Source organism: Chryseobacterium tructae (assembly GCF_030409875.1).
Lineage (GTDB): Bacteria > Bacteroidota > Bacteroidia > Flavobacteriales > Weeksellaceae > Chryseobacterium > Chryseobacterium tructae.
In genome coordinates, this window is the sequence record NZ_JAUFQR010000001.1 from 932,978 (window position 1) to 948,257 (window position 15,280).

The 15,280-nt window shown below is 34.8% G+C and carries 15 protein-coding genes and 2 pseudogenes; 12 read left to right on the forward strand and 5 right to left on the reverse strand.

Annotation, left to right across the window (positions count from 1 at the left end; all coding sequences use genetic code 11):
* Positions 1-34: 34 nt before the first annotated feature.
* The 6 genes and pseudogenes from QWZ06_RS04475 to QWZ06_RS04495 all read left to right on the forward strand — a co-directional run bounded on the left by QWZ06_RS04475 (position 35) and on the right by QWZ06_RS04495 (position 6,190).
* Positions 35-454 (forward strand): DUF2147 domain-containing protein, encoded by a 420-nt coding sequence (locus tag QWZ06_RS04475; protein WP_290295970.1) that lies wholly within the window; start codon positions 35-37, stop codon positions 452-454.
* A gap of 359 nt (positions 455-813) precedes the next feature.
* Complete coding sequence (locus tag QWZ06_RS04480) at positions 814-1,794, forward strand: pyruvate dehydrogenase complex E1 component subunit beta (protein ID WP_290295971.1); 981 nt, start codon at positions 814-816, stop codon at positions 1,792-1,794.
* 234 nt (positions 1,795-2,028) lie between these two features.
* Positions 2,029-3,191 (forward strand): annotated as a pseudogene (locus tag QWZ06_RS28130) (KUP/HAK/KT family potassium transporter); the annotation flags it as partial.
* 123 nt (positions 3,192-3,314) lie between these two features.
* Complete coding sequence (locus QWZ06_RS28135; protein WP_435384136.1) at positions 3,315-3,902, forward strand: KUP/HAK/KT family potassium transporter; 588 nt, start codon at positions 3,315-3,317, stop codon at positions 3,900-3,902.
* A 68-nt stretch (positions 3,903-3,970) separates the two neighbouring features.
* A complete protein-coding gene (locus tag QWZ06_RS04490; RefSeq protein ID WP_002976876.1) occupies positions 3,971-4,444 on the forward strand; it encodes a Fur family transcriptional regulator in 474 nt (157 codons plus the stop codon).
* Between the two features lie 3 nt (positions 4,445-4,447).
* Positions 4,448-6,190 carry an OstA-like protein gene (locus tag QWZ06_RS04495; RefSeq protein WP_290295973.1) on the forward strand — a complete coding sequence of 581 codons (1,743 nt, stop codon included), beginning with the start codon at positions 4,448-4,450 and terminating at the stop codon, positions 6,188-6,190.
* A 55-nt stretch (positions 6,191-6,245) separates the two neighbouring features.
* On the opposite strand, the gene QWZ06_RS04500 is transcribed toward QWZ06_RS04495, so the two are convergent.
* Genes QWZ06_RS04500 through QWZ06_RS04510 form a run of 3 tightly spaced genes read right to left on the reverse strand, consistent with a single transcriptional unit; the run spans position 6,246 to position 7,857 of the window.
* A complete protein-coding gene (locus QWZ06_RS04500; protein WP_290295974.1) occupies positions 6,246-6,494 on the reverse strand; it encodes a T9SS type A sorting domain-containing protein in 249 nt (82 codons plus the stop codon).
* Positions 6,467-7,471, reverse strand: coding sequence for a hypothetical protein (locus tag QWZ06_RS04505; RefSeq protein WP_290295975.1), 1,005 nt, complete (start codon positions 7,469-7,471; stop codon positions 6,467-6,469). Before QWZ06_RS04505 ends, QWZ06_RS04500 begins: the two co-directional genes overlap by 28 nt.
* Positions 7,472-7,476: 5 nt before the next feature.
* Entirely contained in the window at positions 7,477-7,857 is a 381-nt protein-coding gene (locus QWZ06_RS04510; RefSeq protein ID WP_290295977.1) for a hypothetical protein, read from the reverse strand.
* A 794-nt stretch (positions 7,858-8,651) separates the two neighbouring features.
* Between QWZ06_RS04510 and QWZ06_RS04515 the strand changes: the two genes are divergently transcribed.
* The 6 genes and pseudogenes from QWZ06_RS04515 to QWZ06_RS04540 all read left to right on the forward strand — a co-directional run bounded on the left by QWZ06_RS04515 (position 8,652) and on the right by QWZ06_RS04540 (position 13,949).
* On the forward strand, positions 8,652-9,560 hold the full coding sequence (locus QWZ06_RS04515; RefSeq protein ID WP_290295979.1) for a hypothetical protein: 909 nt from the start codon (positions 8,652-8,654) through the stop codon (positions 9,558-9,560).
* A 109-nt stretch (positions 9,561-9,669) separates the two neighbouring features.
* Positions 9,670-10,392, forward strand: a complete 723-nt coding sequence (locus QWZ06_RS04520; RefSeq protein ID WP_290295981.1) for a hypothetical protein — start codon at positions 9,670-9,672, stop codon at positions 10,390-10,392.
* A 1-nt stretch (position 10,393) separates the two neighbouring features.
* Positions 10,394-11,170, forward strand: coding sequence for a hypothetical protein (locus QWZ06_RS04525; protein ID WP_290295983.1), 777 nt, complete (start codon positions 10,394-10,396; stop codon positions 11,168-11,170).
* A 134-nt stretch (positions 11,171-11,304) separates the two neighbouring features.
* Positions 11,305-12,479, forward strand: a pseudogene (locus QWZ06_RS04530) (aspartate aminotransferase family protein).
* A 189-nt stretch (positions 12,480-12,668) separates the two neighbouring features.
* Positions 12,669-13,055, forward strand: a complete 387-nt coding sequence (locus QWZ06_RS04535) for an START-like domain-containing protein (protein ID WP_089737601.1) — start codon at positions 12,669-12,671, stop codon at positions 13,053-13,055.
* 78 nt (positions 13,056-13,133) lie between these two features.
* Positions 13,134-13,949, forward strand: a complete 816-nt coding sequence (locus tag QWZ06_RS04540) for an aminotransferase class IV (RefSeq protein ID WP_290295988.1) — start codon at positions 13,134-13,136, stop codon at positions 13,947-13,949.
* Positions 13,950-14,032: 83 nt separating this feature from the next.
* Here the strand turns inward: QWZ06_RS04540 and QWZ06_RS04545 are convergent, their stop codons facing one another.
* Together QWZ06_RS04545 and QWZ06_RS04550 are read right to left on the reverse strand one after the other, a co-directional pair.
* Positions 14,033-14,611 (reverse strand): N-acetylmuramoyl-L-alanine amidase family protein, encoded by a 579-nt coding sequence (locus QWZ06_RS04545; RefSeq protein WP_290295989.1) that lies wholly within the window; start codon positions 14,609-14,611, stop codon positions 14,033-14,035.
* Between the two features lie 103 nt (positions 14,612-14,714).
* A complete protein-coding gene (locus tag QWZ06_RS04550) occupies positions 14,715-15,266 on the reverse strand; it encodes a YqgE/AlgH family protein (RefSeq protein ID WP_290295992.1) in 552 nt (183 codons plus the stop codon).
* Positions 15,267-15,280: the final 14 nt, after the last annotated feature.

Here is a 15,280-nt window from a genome sequence, read left to right on the forward strand (position 1 = left end):
AAGTATATTGTATTAAAATTAAAACTATAGAAATATGAAAAAAATAATGTTAACGTTCGCACTTTCTCTATTTGGAGTGATGACCTTTGCTCAGATAGAAGGAAAGTGGAAAACAATAGATGATGAAACCAAGCAGGCGAAATCTATTGTGGAAATATTCAAGAAGTCAGACGGAAAGTATTATGGGAAAGTTTCCCAGCTATTGATCAAACCGGCTGATCCAAACTGTACAGCTTGTAAAGATGAAAGAAAAGGGAAACCTATTTTAGGAATGGAAATCATCAGAGGTCTGAAAAAAGAAGGTGATGAATTTACAGGAGGTAATATCACAGATCCTAAAACAGGAAAGACTTACAAGTGTACCATTACAAAAAGTGGTGATAAACTTAATGTAAGAGGGTATTTGGGATTATCATTATTAGGAAGAACCCAGGTTTGGGAGAAGGCTAATTAATATAAGTTTAAATAGAATTTTAAAATGACATTTCAGAAATGAGATGTCATTTTTTTTTGAAAAGGATGTAACGAAAATAAGATCTCTCCACTTATAGAATATGAGTAGCGAACTTGAGAAACTTGAAACTTTTGTATGCTTTATGATATTTTTGCCAGCAAAAAAAATCAATGAAAGGATGTCTATTTATTCTTTCAAACATCAATAACCTCCCTCTTCCAGCCTCTAGCTTCCTTTCCCGTAAAAATCCTCTCTTGAATTATTATTAATATTGAATGATCTTGTTCAAATGAGATGCCTTTTTATTATGTGTATAATAAAAAAACACTATTTTTGTAGTCTAAATTTTTCAAGAAAATATGGCAGAATATACTTTTCGTGAGGTAATTGCACAGGCAATGAGCGAGGAAATGCGTAAAGACGAGTCCATCTACCTGATGGGGGAGGAAGTTGCAGAATATAATGGTGCATATAAAGCTTCAAAAGGAATGCTGGATGAATTTGGTCCAAAAAGAGTGATCGATACACCGATTGCAGAACTTGGATTTACAGGGATTTCTGTAGGAGCTGCAATGAATGGAAACAGACCCATCGTAGAATTTATGACCTTCAATTTCTCTTTGGTAGGAATTGATCAAATCATTAATAATGCTGCGAAGATCCGTCAGATGAGTGGTGGACAATGGAATTGCCCAATCGTTTTCCGTGGGCCTACTGCTTCTGCAGGACAATTAGGAGCTACTCACTCTCAGGCTTTTGAGGGTTGGTTTGCCAACTGTCCGGGACTTAAGGTGGTAGTACCTTCCAATCCATATGATGCAAAAGGATTGTTGAAAACTGCAATTCAGGATAATGACCCTGTTATTTTCATGGAATCTGAGCAGATGTATGGTGATAAAATGGAAATTCCTGAAGAAGAATACTATTTACCATTAGGAAAAGCTGATATTAAAAGAGAAGGTAAAGATGTAACTTTAGTTTCTTTTGGTAAGATCATGAAATTGGCAATGCAGGCAGCTGAAGATATGGAAAAAGAAGGAATCTCTGTTGAAGTGATTGACCTTAGAACAGTTCGTCCTTTAGATTTCGATACTATTTTAGCATCTGTAAAGAAAACAAATAGATTAGTAATCTTAGAAGAAGCTTGGCCATTTGGATCAATATCTTCTGAAATTACATACATGGTACAGCAAAAAGCATTCGATTATTTAGATGCTCCAATCAAGAGAATTACGACTCCTGATGCACCTGCACCTTACTCTGCTGCATTATTTGCAGAATGGTTCCCTAAGCTTGAAAAAGTAAAAGAGGAAATCAAAAAAGCGATGTACGTTAAGTAACTATAATAGAAAAAAACTTCCGAAAGGAAGTTTTTTCATTTATTATATTCATGAAGAAAAGTTCTTGGGGTCATAAAATTGATATAAATTTGCGCTTTTAAAAATAAATTGGCTGATATGGCAGAAGTTACAGAAGGCGGTCATCACTTTGACTTAAAGAAGCTTTCATTTGTAGGCGTTATAGTTTCGCTTGGAATCGTTTTCGGAGATATTGGTACCTCACCACTCTATGTAATGAAGGCGATTGTGAACGCAAGAAAAGATGGCGCAACAATGCCGTTTGATGAATACATCGAAGGAGCATTATCCTGTATCATCTGGACATTGACGCTTCAGACCACCCTGAAGTATGTTATTATTGCTTTAAGAGCAGATAATAAGGGTGAAGGAGGAATTCTTGCTTTGTATTCACTCGTCAAAAAACTCAAGAAAAAATGGCTGTATGTAGTCGCCATTATTGGAGCATCCACGCTCGTAGCAGATAGTGTAATCACCCCATCCTTAACGGTGATGTCTGCAATTGAAGGGTTAAAAATCTATAACCCAGAAACTCCGGTAGTTCTCATTACCATAATCATTCTATTCATTGTATTTGTCGTACAGCAGTTCGGAACAGCATCCATTGGGAAGTTCTTCGGGCCGGTGATGGTGACCTGGTTCCTTGTTTTAGGGATTTCCGGATCAATGCATATTTTTGATCATATTGAGATCATTAGAGCTTTCAATCCAATGTATGCGTATAACCTGATTACGCACTCATCCAGTGCTATTGTGATTATGGGAGCTGTGTTTCTGTGTACAACAGGTGCAGAAGCTCTATATTCCGATTTAGGACACTGTGGAGCAAAGAATATCAGAATCAGCTGGATTTTTGTTAAACTTATGCTTATTCTGAACTATTTGGGGCAAGGGTCATGGTTGTTGGATAATTATCATCAAGTACATAACGGAGTGAATCCATTCTTTGGAATTATGCCTGAATGGGCAGTTTTACCAAGTGTAATTCTAGCTACTGCAGCAGCAATCATTGCCAGTCAGGCGGTTATTACAGGATCATTTACCATGTTCTCAGAAGCAATGTCTATCTCTTTCTGGCCGAATCAGCATATTGAGTATCCTTCAGGGATTAAAGGGCAGATGTATATTCCTAGAATTAACTGGGGATTGATGGTTTCTGCTTTGTTGTGGTCGTATTCTTCCAGAAATCAGAACGTATGGAAGCCGCTTATGGACTTACGATTACCATTACCATGTTGATGACTACCATTCTTCTCTTATTCTGGCTGAGCCGTACAAGAGTAAGTAAGATTTTTATTGCCGGTTTTGCCGTGGTATATCTGTTCCTGGAATCAGGATTCTTCTATGCCAACGTCATTAAGTTTGTAGACGGAGGGTGGTTAACCATGGTATTAGGCGGATTTATTGCCGTGTGTATGTATGCATGGTATAACGGAAGATTGATTAAAGCGAATTTTATCCAATATGTAAAAATTGATAAATACATCTCTATCCTTAAGGATATGAAACTGGATGAAACCATTCCTAAATACGCTACAAACCTTGCTTATCTGAGCAGAGCCAAAAGAAATGATGAAGTAGAATCGAAAATTATTTATTCTATCATCAAGAAACAGCCAAAAAGAGCTGATCATTATTTTATCCTGAGCATTGTCAATCAGGAAGATCCATATACATTCAAATATACGGTAGATGAAATCTTACCCGGAACTGTTTATAAGATCAATTTCCTTTTAGGATTTAAAGTAGATAGGAGAATCAATGATTATTTCAATATGGTATTGAGAGACCTTATGGCAGACGGGACCATTCCTTCAAGAAGTAGCCATCCATCTTTAAGAGCTCATGATATACCACCGGATTTGAAATATGTGATCATAGATAACACCTATATCAACGATATACTTTTAACTGTTAAACAGAAGATTACCCTTAATATTTACAACTTTGTGAAGTATATCGGAAGTGATGACTTTAAGGCTTGGGGAGTATCCTCTCACAACGTAGAAGTAGAATCTGCCCCCATTACAGAACTTACTGTTTATGACAATAAAATTGAACAATCTGGGTACTTTAGACATAACTCCTAGCTCTCAGAGCATTTAAACCATACTATCTATTTAAATAAAAATCGATAAATTTGTAGATAATTTTTTTAATGGATACAATACAAAAAGAAAAAAATATAGCTTTGATCAAGGATGTTTTAAGAAACTACCTATTAGAAAAGGGGTTTAGAAACACACCTGAAAGATATACGATATTAGAAGAAATTTATAATATGGATCATCACTTTAATGTTGATGATCTGTATCTTCTGATGATGCAGAAGAAATATCATGTTTCTAAAGCAACGATTTATAATACTATTGAGATTTTCCTGGATGCCGGATTAATTCGTAAACATCAGTTTGGAGAAAAGACACTAACCTCTTCATCTTATGAGAAGTCTTATTTTGACAAACAACATGATCACCTGGTGATCTACAAAAAAGACTCTGATAAAGAAATCGAAGAAATTATTGAATTCTGTGACCCAAGAATCCAAGGAATCAAAGAAGCCATAGAAGAAGCATTTGGCGTAAAAATTGATTCTCATTCGCTATATTTTTATGGCACTAAGAATGACTAATTAATGAGAATAATCCTTTTTCTGTTCATCTTTATTTCTGCGTTCAGTTTGGCGCAGGATAAAACTCCTGTGAAGAGAGACCCTTATTTACAGACTCCTTCATCAGCCCAGCCCAAACAGCTGAAACCAGAAGATAAAGTGAAAATTATCCATGCGGATGAAATTAGAAAAGACCCGGCCAAATATGACGGGAACCAATATTTTATTGGAAATGTTCAGATCGAACACAAAGGTTCTGTACTTACTGCGGATGAAGTAATTATCTATAGTGATGAGAATTTCGTAAAAGCAATAGGCAATACAAAACTTCAAAATGCTGATGGTTCAGTAATCACTGCAGGAGAAATGGAATATGATGGTAATACTCAAAAAGGTGTTGCCCGTAAGAATGTTGTCCTTACAGATCCGAAACAAACGATCAAAACAGACGTTCTGTATTATGACAGACTTGCCAATCAAGCCTATTTTAATACAGGAGGGACCATTTCCGATAGCCAGGGAAATGTAATGTATACAAAATCTGCAACCTATTTCCTCAATACCAAAATGATTGACTTTATAGGTAATGTGAAAATCGATAACGCTCAATACATCATTGAAGGCGTTAATATTAAGCAGAATCAGAATACGAAAGTAGCAGAATTTTTCGGTCCAACTACGATTACCAACAGAGCCAATCCTAAAAACAGGGTGTATACAGAAAGAGGAACGTATAGAATGGAAACTAAGGAAGCTTTCCTGAATAAAAATTCCAAGATCTTTTATAACGATAAAATCCTTACTGGTGATGATATGTATTTTAATCAAATCACAGGTTTTGGTAAAGCAACTGGAAATGTAACGCTGGATGATCCTAAAGAAAGAAGGTATATAAAAGGAGGATATGGAGAAATTTTTGAGAAAAAAGATTCTTCTATGATGACCAAAAACCCTTATGCTGTCAAACTTATGGAAAAAGATACCGCGTATTTTGCAGCAGAGAAAATTATATCTTTCCAAAAACCGGACTCCCTAGATATCAGAATAAAAAAGAGCTTTTTAAGAGCTTATAGAAAGGCAAGAATCTATAAATCCAATGCACAGGGAAGAGCCGATTCCATTTCTTTTAACGAAACGGATGGGGTGATGCATATGTTTACAAAACCTATTTTGTGGAGTGGAGAAAAGCAGGTGACAGGTGATAAGGTGGAAGCTTATTTTAATACTAAAACAGAGAATATAGACTCTCTAAAAGTCATAGGAAATGCATTTGCCATCAGTAAAGTTGATTCTTTAACCTTGAAAGATGAGTTCAATCAGGTGAAAGGGAAATTTATGACGGTTTATTATGAAAATAATGATATTAAAGAAGCACGGGTTGTAGGAAATGCGCAGTCTATCGCTTATGTAGATGATGTAAATAAAGAAACCCAAAAACCAGAAAGAATTGGGATTACCCTTTCAGCCTGCGGTATTATAGGGGCTTTATTTGAGGAAAGGGCTTTACAGATTATCTCATGCAGTATTGGATCTACTTCAGACACCTACCCAATGAGTAAGATAGAACCTGCAAAAAGAAAGTTCCCTGATTTTAACTGGAATACGAAAGATAGGATCAGAAAATGGCAGGATATTTTGGTGGATAGTCCGAATTATGAAGAAATAAAGTATTCATCAGACAATGAACTTTATAATCAGGCTCAGGAAGCTATAGAGAAAGAGCAAGCCAAGGAAGAGGCTAAGAAACCTAAGAGAACAAGAAAATAATACAAAGAGAACCGCTTATTACAGCGGTTCTTTTTTGATGGAAACATGGTAGTTTCTATTCTTTAATGAAAGGGTATTTATTTTGATTAGCAGTTTTCAGAATATAAACACCTTTTGACAAATTATGTATAGGAATGGAATTTTCCTTACTACTTCCAGATTGTACCAGCTGACCAGCTGCATTATAGATTTCGTATTTCTGATCTTTACTGCCTTTTATATTGATCATGCTTGTTGCAGGATTAGGAAATAGAACTACCGCTTCTTTGTTGTTTTTTACCTCCCGTGTAGAAAGATTAGGCAATACCAGGTTTTGTGCATAGATACTGCTGGTAGAATCTGTAGACTTCTTTCCTGAAAAGTGATAACATTTTGCCCATTAAAAGGCTTAAGGGTTGTGATATAAGTTTTAGATGCCGAGAAGGTTGCCATGGGAAGAGATTGCTGTGGCCAACTGAAATCTCCATTGTTGTTCAGTAATACAGCAGATAAAGTATTAGAATTGGTATCTGTTTTTTTCTGAATGACGAAAAAAGGATTGCCATTTACCAGATCTAGATCTCCTACATGGTGCATATGATTGTTATCTACCGGAAAAACCTGTTTAGCAGCATCCGTTAGAAGCCTGGTCCCCATGTTTTTATCAAATTTTTGAACGAATTCTCCACGCATTCCCTGGCTGGAATCCGTATAACTGGAAATAGCCCAGAGATGAGATGAACCCGGTGAAGAAGCTATTTTTATATCTACCTGATAATTTGAGGAATCTGTGGTAAATTTCATTCCATCATTTCCCCAGGGCAGACTTCCATCAACATTTACTCTTTGTACATAACCATATAACGCATTACTATCTGATCCTATAAATGCACAATATACAGAGTTTCCGTCTGTGAAGCTGCTATAATCGGAAGTTACAGAAGTTGTTTTTGTTGAAATCAATCTAGGAGTACTCCATACAATATTGCCGTTCAGATTGATCTTTTGAGCAAACAATTTAGCATCAATACCTCCTATACTTTTATTGAATAATACAATACACTCATTGTTGGGTAACTCTAATACATTTACAGGTATCGTTTCTTTGGTAAGATCATCAGATTTTATTTCCAGTGGAGTAGGCCAGACTGCCTGTCCGTTTGGATTAAAGCGCTGAACTTTTGTGTATTTTTCACTAATGGGAGCATATGCTGCCAGAATATCCCCATTGGTTAAAGGAAGAATTTTAGGAAAAGTGGCTTCACCAAGTGTAATACCATTGGGCCATGCTGAAGTTCCCATTGGCGTTATCTTAAATACATAGCCAGGATTGGTAGTTCTGTACCTGTAACTCCAAGGTATAGATTGTTGGAAGAATCAACAGCTATTCCATGTACAGCAATATACGTAGACATAGGAATCTGGTTGCTGAGCAAGATACCATTGGCTCCTAATTGCCTGTTACCATTCTGATCCAGGATCTGGAGCCATAGTTCAAAATTTTGTGGTGCATTTACTTTTTTCCAATAGGCTACATAGGTTTTCCCATTATTCATGGAAGCTGAAAATGCATAAACTTCGGAATCAATATCTATTACTTTTAGGTTTTGATTGAGATCAGGATTCCATTGAGATTTTACTGTTGTAATACTGCAGATGAATGCAATGAGAAAAAATAGACTTTTCATAATGTGTTGTTTTTAATATCTCTAAAGTATGTGATAAATCTTCAGATCTGTAGAAAAGGGTATGTTAAATAATGTCAATTTTGCGGTCTGTTTTATAATTCCTTTTAAAAACTAAAAATAATGCTGCGTATCTTGATGTTTAGTGAAAATATAACGATGAATTGGCTTATAATGATAAAGCTGAATAGTTGGGATAATAGCTAAGTGTATTTTTTAAAAATAAAAGTGACAAGAATGGAGTTTAAAAAAATGATCAGCTAGGTTTTGGTTAAACAGAACCTCTTTTTATGAATACAAACAAATCAATTAAAACATTGATAGTTTTGTGTTTTATCTCATTTAAATGTGATTTATTTGAGTTGTTATTGATTTTTTTGCAATTAATTTATATAATGAATAAAAAATATATTTAAGGAATATTTTTTTATTTAATTGATTATCATTGTGTTAACTGTTTGTTGGAAATATTGTTAATATATTTTTTTGTTCTCGTCACAACCAACATCGGAAATCATTTTATACACAAAATGTAGGAAATGTAATTTTTATATCTATAAATAGTGATTTTTTTTCGATGAAAAATTACATGAGAAAGTGAAATAATCCTTCTTATGGTCTTTGATTTTTAATTTTTTTTTTCTGTTTTAAATAATGGTTTTTCCTTTCAGTGCAGCTAATTTTATTGATTGTATTTATTCAAATATTTTTGAGTTATTATTTTTTTTATATAGGCATAATTATGAATTGTAATATTTTATACATTTAATAGGTCAAGCCAATCTAAAAATGACAATATGAAATTAGAATTTATTATCTTGATCTTTATTGTTTGTAATATAAAGATCAGTGCGCAAGTTGGTATTTCCAAGACTGCGGGCTTTCAGCCAGACGTTCGAGCTCAATTGCACGTAAAGCAAGATGATTATGCAACCAGATTACCCAGAGCGAATACGGCATCAGTATTGCCTGTCTCATTAACTGGTACAACAGGAGATGGAACACAAGGTTCCGTTATCTTTAATCGTGAAACAGGAAGTGTTGTTCAGAATGATGGAACAAGTTGGAAAATTTCAGATCCTATTGTAACCACCATGAAGAATAATAAAATGGCTCGTTTTATAAGAAATGCTACCGTTACTACGACGTGTGATCCGTGTGTGCTTTTGCCATTCCCAAACTGTATTCTTGGATCTAATCAACAGTGCGCTGCAGTAGATGTCCCTTTTACTACAGGAATACCAGCACTGAATGAAATTTCAACCGATGTAGACTTATTAAGTACAACAAGTAATGTCATCAACTTTAAAACAAGAGGGCTTTATAAAGTATCATTTAAAAGTGGTGCAATTAATGTAGGAACTCCTACTTGCATTGGAGCGTCTACCAACTTGTATTCCAGACTGAATTTAGAAGTTAGTTCCGACAATGGAACAACATGGAAGCCTGTTAATAATACAGTAAGTAATACTACAGGCGGATTACTTTCATTAGGCTCAATACCCGTTGGATCTATAGATGTAGGCCAGTCGCTTGCATTTACTTATGTAGGCGTTTTTAATGTGAATGACAGAGCAAGGCTAAGGTTTTATGGTAACCAGACTATGCTGGTAGGTGGTTGTTTGGGAAATAATATGTTTTTTGCCATGAACACGACTGGAAATTCTATATCAGATATTATTGTTGAAAAAATAAATATGCAATAAGATGAAAAAGGTTACATTAATAATTATAGCGCTTTTTAGCCAATATTTTCTATACGCTCAAGTTGGTATTGGTGGCAACATCTACAGCACAAAAAATATTGTAAAAGTTATGGATGGAACTAAAGGTACCATACTTCCTTATTCCAATAGCTTTACCTCATTTCCACAATATAACGCCGGAGTAACAGATGTATTTAACGATTATCCCAACCTAGTGGGAGGACTTATTTACAATAAAAGTGACGATCAATATTATAAATATGATGGTTATGCTTGGAATCCTGCAAGGCAAATTCAGGGAATATATCAGTTTAAAGGCTCAAGACTGGGAATTTCTTCAGGAATTTCAATCCCTTGTATTGCTTTCGGTTTAGGAATATGCCTCTCAACAGGTTCTGCTGTTTATTTAGCTCCTGATGATAAAAGTGAAGTTCTTGTGGATAATCTTACCTTAAAAAATGCAAGTACTGTAACAATAAAACTAGCAGGAATCTATGATGTAGGTGCTGCTTTAGGCTTTACCGGCGGATCTCTTGGTGCCCAGGTTGGGGTTACAGAGTTTAAATTAACATTACAAGTTAGATATACTTCTGGCGGAGCATGGGAAACCATCGTTACCAAGTCAAACTATTCCCTCATATTTGTTATTGATACCAATGGAAATAAGACATGCAGTTTTGCCCATACTCTTTCATTACCAGTAGGAGCAGAGCTAAGAGTTATCCCTACTATCAGAACCATTGGTGGATCAGGAGGTTCACTGGCGGCTTATGGTACCGATCCTAATTCAATCAATTCTTACCTCGCAGCACGTTTAATTAAAGCTTATTAAGATGAAAAAATATTTATTCGGACTGTCTTTATTGGCAATCAATATTTACAGTGCACAGGTGAATTTCACCAATATCTCTAATCCGGACTCTAATGCCAGTGGAAATGATAAAGTAATGATGTATATTACCAATACCAGTGAAGCAACTGGTGTAAAAGGTTTTGGACTTCCGGCGGTAAATACAGCAATAGACCTTCCTTATACGGGAGCAAGTGCTCCAGCAACAAGAATAGAAGAGTTGAGAGGAATGCTTTTGTTTGTTAAAAGCACAGGTGAGGTCATGGTCTTTGATGGTTTGGTATGGAGCAAAGCTTTTGAAATAGAATCTGACAATATTTCAAGATTTCAGCTGAATTCTGTTTCAACCACTACTGGTTCTGTTTTTTTACCTATCAATAGTACTATTGATAAGTCCAATTTTCTTGCAGATCCATTAAAGCTTAAAACAAATGTTCCAACAACAGGAGCCAATCTTAACCGGTTGTATATTAGGCAAACTGGATTGTATAGAATTAATCTGAATCTTAATTTTACAGGACCAGCAGGATCTTTTAGTAACAGATTGGGAGCCAGTTTATATCTGAATGATGTGAAAAGGTTTCAATTATTGGAAGATACCGTTAATTTTGACGGAACCAATCGAAAGATCAGTTTAGATATTTCAGTGTATGCTGTTCAGGGACAGTATATTACTCTGGATGCTATTTCTGAAGTAGGAGGAACTACAGCTTATACCGTAACGACAGACAGCTATGTAACTGTAGAAAAAGTATTATAAGATAAAACAAACCTTAATATTTCAATTGAAAGTCACTCTTAATGTACTAAGAGTGACTTTTTTATTCTTTACCAATAATTTCGGCATTTGCTGAATCTTTTATAGCTTTGCTGAAATTTTTTGAGACAATGGAAATGCACAAAGATTTTTTTATATACCAGGCACAAACCACAAAATTTGCTGCAGGTTTTGAAGTTGAAAAAGCAGAAGGGAATTATATTTATGGCACAGATGGAAGAAAATATCTTGATTTTGTAGCAGGAGTTTCCGCCAATACCTTAGGGCATTCACATCCAAAAATAGTCAATGCGATCAAGGAGCAAGCCGATAAATATCTTCACGTAATGGTGTACGGAGAATATGCTCAGGAAAAACCCATAGCATTATGTAAATTACTGGCAGAAGCAACTCCGGAACCTTTGGAGGTAACCTATTTGGTAAATAGTGGTGCTGAAGCTATTGATGGAAGCTTGAAATTAGCTAAAAGATATACGGGGAGAGAAGAAATTATTTCCTTTAAAAATTCTTATCATGGAAATACCCATGGAGCATTAAGTGTTTCAGGAAATGAAAATCATAAAAGAGAGTTTCGTCCCTTATTGCCCATGATTACTTTTATCGAATTCAATAATGAAAATGAGTTTGATAAAATCACTGAAAAAACAGCGTGTGTAATTCTTGAAACTATTCAAGGGGCTGCCGGATTCCTGGTTCCGAATGATGATTATCTGATCAAATTGAAAGAAGATGTGAAGAAGTAGGAGCTCTTTTGATTCTTGACGAGATCCAACCTGGATTTGGTAGAACAGGAAAACTATTCTCATTTGAACATTTTGGAATTGTTCCGGATATTCTTGTTATGGGAAAAGGAATGGGAGGGGGTGTTCCGGTAGGAGCATTTATGAGTTCCAAAAAAATCATGGAAACCTTATCTCATTCTCCAAAGTTAGGACACGTTACTACTTTTGGAGGAAATCCACTGATCGCAGCAGCGAGCTATGCTACTTTGAAAGAAGTACTGGAAAGTGGCTTAATGGAAGAAGTTGAGGAAAAAGAAAAACTATTCAGAGAACTTCTGGTTCATCCTAAAATTAAAAATATTAATGGTAAAGGATTAATGCTTGCCGTTAATCTCGGAGAGCCGGAATATACATTAGGCGTAGCTAAAAAATGTATGGAAAGAGGACTTATTGTTTTCTGGCAGTTATACAGAAATGAATATTTGAGAATCTCTCCACCGCTTACCTTATCTCTTGATGAAATCAGAAAAGGTTGTCAGATCATACTTGATATTCTTAATGAAGATTAAAGATAAAGTCTCTCCAAACGGAGGGATTTTTTTTATGCTTTACATCGTAGTTTTATAGGTTCATACTTAACATAATACGTATTTATAATCTCTGATAAATATCATGCAGATTCTTTAAAAAAGTAACTGCAATTTTGTGTAATAAAAAAATTAATTTATATATTGCGGGACGATAAAAACAAAGATTATATGGCGAAACATAAAGTCCATTACGAATTTCCAATGCACTGTTTATCAGAGATTTTATACGAATATCTGGCTACTGCAGAGGGATTGTCTGAATGGTTTGCGGATGAGGTTACAGAGAAAGGCGATGATTTCTTTTTTAGCTGGGGCGGAGGTCCTGCTGAAAAGGCCACTTTGATCAGATATAAGCCTGAAGGTTTCGTGCGTTTTAGATGGGAAGAAGATGAAGGAACGAAAAACTTCTTTGAAATGACTATCACAATAGATGATATTACAGAAGATTTAGCACTTAATATTACAGATTTCTGTGAAGAAGGTGATGAAGATGAAAACGCAATGTATTGGGAAAATCTTATTGAAAACCTCAGAATAAAATTAGGTGCTGCATAATGTAGACCTATATCAAATGATAAAACTGATGAACGATTTATCGTTCATTATTTTTTTGTAAATAAATCACATCAAAATTTGGAAAATCAATATTTTACATCTGACGCATTAAATGTGAAAAATAGAGCCTTTCTTTGGGGCGATGCAGTGAAGGTTTCTTTCTTTATAAGAAACAACGGATTGATCATGGATGAAGAATGCTATTTCTTCCTGATGGCTTCCATGAGAAAGATGAGAATGAATATTCCCTTAACCTATACACTGGAATTTTTCCAGTCACTATTCCAAAAGGATATCATAGAAGGTAAAGGAATACAGAATGGAATTATCAATTTTCAGGTATTTAGAAATCAGGATGCTCCAACATTGGCGAAATCTTCAATTTCCTACTTTTATGAAGTGGTAGAGGTAGATGATATACTAGCTGTTCAACAAAGACCCTTGGAAATGGATATGATCAAGGAAATCAATGTGAATAATAACCTCTTAAGTAATATTAGAGTACATTGTCCGGAAAATATTTATGGTGGAATTTATGCCCAGGAAAATGATCTTGATGATGTTATCCTTTTAAATCCTAATAAAAGAATTGCCCGTACTACTTCTGGTAATCTTTTATTTATGGAAGGAAATATTATTAAAGTTCCCAAGCAAACAGAAGGAGCTTACATTTCTCCTTTAATGGAAAATTTTGTTACTTTCTTACATAAAAATAACCTGGCTGATATCCAGGAACATGAGATTATTGCATTTGAATCTCAGAAAGCAGAAGAGATTCTGATGATTTCTGATGAAAAAGGCATATTTTCTGTAGGTAAAATAAGGAATAAAACCTTTGAAACTTCCCGATTCACAGAATTGGTAGAAAGTTGGAAAAAGAGTTTTAACTCATAAAAATTGACAAACCCGGTAAACAACAACATTACAAAGTCCTTTACCGGGTTTTATTCTGATAAAATCAGAAATTGTTTCTTTATTTAATTTCCGTTGATGATGTCAACGAATTTTCTTGCGATTTCTGCCTGTCCATTTTCACTGGTGATATAAGCTCTGTCTGAAGAATTATTGATAAATCCCAGTTCTACCAATACAGCAGGGGCTTTGGTTTCTCTTAAAATATGAAAATTGCGCTCCTCAATTTTACGAACTTTGAATTTTTTATAGATTTTTCCAGCCAGTTTTTTAGACTCTTCAGCATTTTGAACGTATATTTCAGCTCCATGTTTAGTCTCTTCCTCAGGTGAAGTGTTCACATGAAGTGAAATGACCATTTCCGGGTTCAATTTATTAATAAGATTGGTTCTTTCAGAAAGGCTGGGATAAGTATCTTCACTTCTTATTAAAATCACCTCATATTGATCTTGTTTTCCACTAAGTTTTTGAATTTCCTTAGCAATACTTAAGGTGATATCTTTTTCAGTAAAATTACCATATACGGCTCCATGATCATGACCTCCATGGCCAGCATCTATGACAATGTATTTCTTGTTGAGAGGAGTAAATGATAAAAAGGTGGTCGAAAAGATTGATAAAGCAAGTAATGTAATACCTTTCATCTCAGTAATTTTGGTTTTTCAAAGAACGTGAAAACTTTCTTTAAAATTGGTTAACAAAATCCTAAAATTTGTTAATTATTTTACTGATTTGAAAAAGATATACTTAATTCAGTGAGATATCCTCAGGTGAATTGGCCCAAAGTAAAAACTCACCGCCTAGATTCTGCATGATAGATTTCCATAAAGTTTGATCATTTGGAAGAGTATAATCTAAATTATAAACATCTACTACCGTCCACATTTTTCTCTGAACTTCACTATCCAATTGATTAGGAGCCCATCCAGAATATCCTGAAAATATTTTTACATTATGAATATCCAGTTCATTGGCCAATACAGCATTGATGATACGTTCTATATCTTCAGTAAGGTAATATTCATCGGCAATGTCAGTGTAGATCTCAGTCACTTTTTCATTCCCTTTTACAATGAAAAATACCTTGTCATTTTCCACAGGACCACCATCATATACCTCGATTTTAAAATCAAAGAAATCTTTGAATTTACTGCTCATCTGGCTATTCTTTTTGTTCAGTATCAAACCAAAAGCTCCGCTTTCGTTATGTTCAATAACCAATACTACCGATCTGGAAAAAATATCGCCGGAAATGTCAGGTGTCGAGATTAATATTTTACCTTTGTATGAATGATTCATACTCAAATTTAATA

Excerpts from the sequence above, each read along its gene's own strand:
- QWZ06_RS04475 (WP_290295970.1), top strand. The coding sequence starts at position 35 with ATGAAAAAAATAATGTTAACGTTCGCACTTTCTCTATTTGGAGTGATG.
- QWZ06_RS04480 (WP_290295971.1), top strand. The coding sequence starts at position 814 with ATGGCAGAATATACTTTTCGTGAGGTAATTGCACAGGCAATGAGCGAG.
- QWZ06_RS28135 (WP_435384136.1), top strand. The coding sequence starts at position 3,315 with ATGAAACTGGATGAAACCATTCCTAAATACGCTACAAACCTTGCTTAT.
- QWZ06_RS04490 (WP_002976876.1), top strand. The coding sequence starts at position 3,971 with ATGGATACAATACAAAAAGAAAAAAATATAGCTTTGATCAAGGATGTT.
- QWZ06_RS04495 (WP_290295973.1), top strand. The coding sequence starts at position 4,448 with ATGAGAATAATCCTTTTTCTGTTCATCTTTATTTCTGCGTTCAGTTTG.
- QWZ06_RS04505 (WP_290295975.1), bottom strand. The coding sequence starts at position 7,471 with ATGGGAACTTCAGCATGGCCCAATGGTATTACACTTGGTGAAGCCACT.
- QWZ06_RS04510 (WP_290295977.1), bottom strand. The coding sequence starts at position 7,857 with ATGAAAAGTCTATTTTTTCTCATTGCATTCATCTGCAGTATTACAACA.
- QWZ06_RS04515 (WP_290295979.1), top strand. The coding sequence starts at position 8,652 with ATGAAATTAGAATTTATTATCTTGATCTTTATTGTTTGTAATATAAAG.
- QWZ06_RS04520 (WP_290295981.1), top strand. The coding sequence starts at position 9,670 with ATGGATGGAACTAAAGGTACCATACTTCCTTATTCCAATAGCTTTACC.
- QWZ06_RS04525 (WP_290295983.1), top strand. The coding sequence starts at position 10,394 with ATGAAAAAATATTTATTCGGACTGTCTTTATTGGCAATCAATATTTAC.
- QWZ06_RS04535 (WP_089737601.1), top strand. The coding sequence starts at position 12,669 with ATGGCGAAACATAAAGTCCATTACGAATTTCCAATGCACTGTTTATCA.
- QWZ06_RS04545 (WP_290295989.1), bottom strand. The coding sequence starts at position 14,611 with ATGAAAGGTATTACATTACTTGCTTTATCAATCTTTTCGACCACCTTT.
- QWZ06_RS04550 (WP_290295992.1), bottom strand. The coding sequence starts at position 15,266 with ATGAATCATTCATACAAAGGTAAAATATTAATCTCGACACCTGACATT.